This window comes from Streptomyces alkaliphilus, from assembly GCF_014141535.1.
GTDB lineage: Bacteria > Actinomycetota > Actinomycetes > Streptomycetales > Streptomycetaceae > Streptomyces > Streptomyces alkaliphilus.
Genome location: NZ_VKHT01000749.1, coordinates 1 through 2,589, shown reverse-complemented (window position 1 = coordinate 2,589; position 2,589 = coordinate 1). Strand labels below are relative to the sequence as shown.

2 protein-coding genes are annotated in these 2,589 nt (G+C 72.5%); one reads left to right on the top strand and one right to left on the bottom strand.

Translation table 11 applies throughout. The annotated features are described in order from the left end of the window. Positions 1–251: 251 nt before the first annotated feature. The gene (gene arfA / locus FNQ90_RS19350; RefSeq protein ID WP_182607528.1) at positions 252–1,766 is read right to left on the bottom strand and encodes an arabinosylfuranosidase ArfA; all 1,515 of its coding nucleotides are present in this window, start codon (positions 1,764–1,766) and stop codon (positions 252–254) included. Positions 1,767–1,964: 198 nt separating this feature from the next. Between arfA and FNQ90_RS19345 the strand changes: the two genes are divergently transcribed. After that, on the top strand, positions 1,965–2,480 hold the full coding sequence (locus FNQ90_RS19345; RefSeq protein WP_182607527.1) for a DUF6584 family protein: 516 nt from the start codon (positions 1,965–1,967) through the stop codon (positions 2,478–2,480). Positions 2,481–2,589 lie beyond the last annotated feature (109 nt).

Below are 2,589 nucleotides of genomic sequence, written 5' to 3'. Positions count from 1 at the left end.
CCCCGCCCCTCGACTTCGCCCCGGAGCACGCCGATCCCGGGTCCGGGCGGTACACCGATCCGGTACTGGTGGCCGGGCGCCGGGAGATCACCCGGCGGGTCCGGGCCCTGCTGCTGTCCGTGCCGGCGTGAGACCCGCCCGGGAACGGCCCCGGACACCGGTCGGCACCGCCCCTCCCCCGTGGGGGCGGTGCCGGTTCCGGGGGCGGGGGCGGGCATCCCCCGGCCCCGGACGCACTCCCGGGCGCTGCGTCAGGCGAGACGGATGACGTTCCAGGACATCGGCTCCAGCGTCACGCGCAACACCCCGTCCGCGACCTCGGCCCCCTCGCCCTCGTGCGGGACGACCCGCTCGGGCTCGGCGAGGGTGTTGCTCGCGTCCGGGTCCGCGTCGGAGAGCACCTCGTGCCCCACCACCCGGCTCACACCCGTGCCGCGCAGCGCCACCTCCAACGGCAGCCCGTCGGACCGGTCGCGGTTGACCGCGAAGACGGTCACCGCGCCGCTCTCCCCGTCCCGCACGGCGGTGGCGTGCAGCAGGTCCACCTCACCGTGGCGGGCGGTGGTGTGCCGGGGGCTGTCCACGCGCACGTCCAGGACCGTGCCCCGCCCGTGCCGGGAAGCGGCGGCGAACGGGAAGAAGGTCGTCTGGCGCCAGGCGGGACCACCCGGCTCGGTCATGATCGGGGCGATGACGTTCACCAGTTGCGCCAGGCAGGCGATCCGCACCCGATCGGCGTGCCGCAGCAGGGCGATGAGCAGGGAACCGAACACCACGGCGTCGGTGACGGTGTAGTTGTCCTCCAGCAGCCGGGGCGCCTCGCCCCACTCCTGCTCGGGCACCGGGGCCGCCTTCGGACCGCCCATGTACCAGATGTTCCACTCGTCGAAGGAGAGGTTGATCCGCTTCTTCGACTTCAACCGGGCGCCGACGTGGTCGCAGGTGGCGACGACCTGCTCGATGAATGCCTCGGTGTCCACCGCGGAGGCCAGGAAGGAGTCGCGGTCGTCCTCCTGCTCGTAGTAGTAGGAGTGCAGGGAGATGTGGTCGACCAGGTCGTAGCAGTGCTCCAGGACGGTCGCCTCCCAGGAGGCGAAGGTGTCCATCGAGCTGCCGGAGCTGCCGCACGCGACCAGCTCCACGTCCTTGTCCATCTGACGCATGGCGCGGGCGGTCTCGGCGGCCAGCCGGCCGTACTCCTCCGCGGTCTTGTGGCCGGTCTGCCAGGGACCGTCCATCTCGTTGCCCAGGCACCACAGGCGGATGTCGTGGGGGTTCGGGTGGCCGTGGGCCGCGCGCCGGTCGGAGAGCTCGGTACCGCCCGGATGGTTGACGTACTCCTGGAGCTCCAGTGCCTCGGGGACACCGCGGGTGCCGAGGTTGACCGCCATCATCGCCTCCCCACCGACCTTGCGGACGAAGGAGACGAACTCGTTGGTCCCGAAGCGGTTGGTCTCGGTGGTCTTCCAGGCGAGGTCGAGCCGGCGGGGCCGGTCCTCCACCGGACCGACGCCGTCCTCCCAGCGGTAATTGGAGACGAAGTTCCCACCGGGGTAGCGGATCGCGGTCACGCCCAGCTCTCGGATCAGCTCCAGCACGTCGGTGCGCAGACCGTCCTCGTCGGCGGTCGGGTGGTCCGGCTCGAAGATGCCGGTGTACACGCAACGACCCAGGTGTTCCACGAAGGACCCGAACAGCCGGGGATCCACCGTGCCGACGGTGAACGCGGGATCGAGGGTGAAGCGGGCGGTGTGCGGTGCGCTCATGCGGCTCCTCGCCTGATTCGACGGTCCCCGTCGGGGTCCCGGTGACCGATTGTTCGAAATTGCGAACACTGATCGATTTTCCGAACAGAACCCAACCCCTTTTCCCACCCCGGTGTCAACACCCCCGTCCGGGGGCCGGCCGGGCGGGGGCGAAAACCCGTGGCGGGGCGCCCGGCCGGGCCCGGAACATGAACGGTCATGGGCATCGAGCGCACCCTGGAGAGGGTGGAGACGGACCTGGCGGCGGGGCGCGTCCCCGTGGCCCGACAGCGACTGCGCGGCCTGGCGGGCTCCTTCCCCCAAAACCTCGGGATCCGGGCCCGGCTCGCCGAGGTGTACCGGCTGTACGGGGAGCCGGCGCAGGCCGGGCGGTGGAGCCTGCTGGAGGCCGACCGCCGACCGGAGGAGGTGGCGGCCTTCGAGGCCCGCCACCCGGACCCGGTGGAGCGGATGCGCCTGGTGGCCTGGCGCGGCCCCGAGGAGGAGGCCGCCACGGCCTTCGCCCGGGAGCGACTGGCCGAGCTGCGCCGGGAGGCGTCCCGGGCGGCGGGGCGCCCCCTGGAATGGGGCTCCACGGACCCGCCGACCGAGGGGGAGGAGGAGAGCGGCGACATCGGGGACACCCTGGCCGGCTGGGGGTGTTTCGCGGCGACCCTCCTCTTCCTCCTCCTGGCCGGGATCGGGGCGGTCACCGTCCTTCGATGGCTGTGGTGATGAGATGGGGCCGGGGGTGAGGAGGGCGGCACAGAGGTCGAGGTTGGCGAGACCGAGCCGCGGCGCGAAGCCGGGCGGGGCCACGAGGGGAACGGGGGCTTGCCGGAGG

Coding starts and splice junctions, on each gene's coding strand:
- arfA (WP_182607528.1), bottom strand. CDS start 1,766: ATGAGCGCACCGCACACCGCCCGCTTCACCCTCGATCCCGCGTTCACC.
- FNQ90_RS19345 (WP_182607527.1), top strand. CDS start 1,965: ATGGGCATCGAGCGCACCCTGGAGAGGGTGGAGACGGACCTGGCGGCG.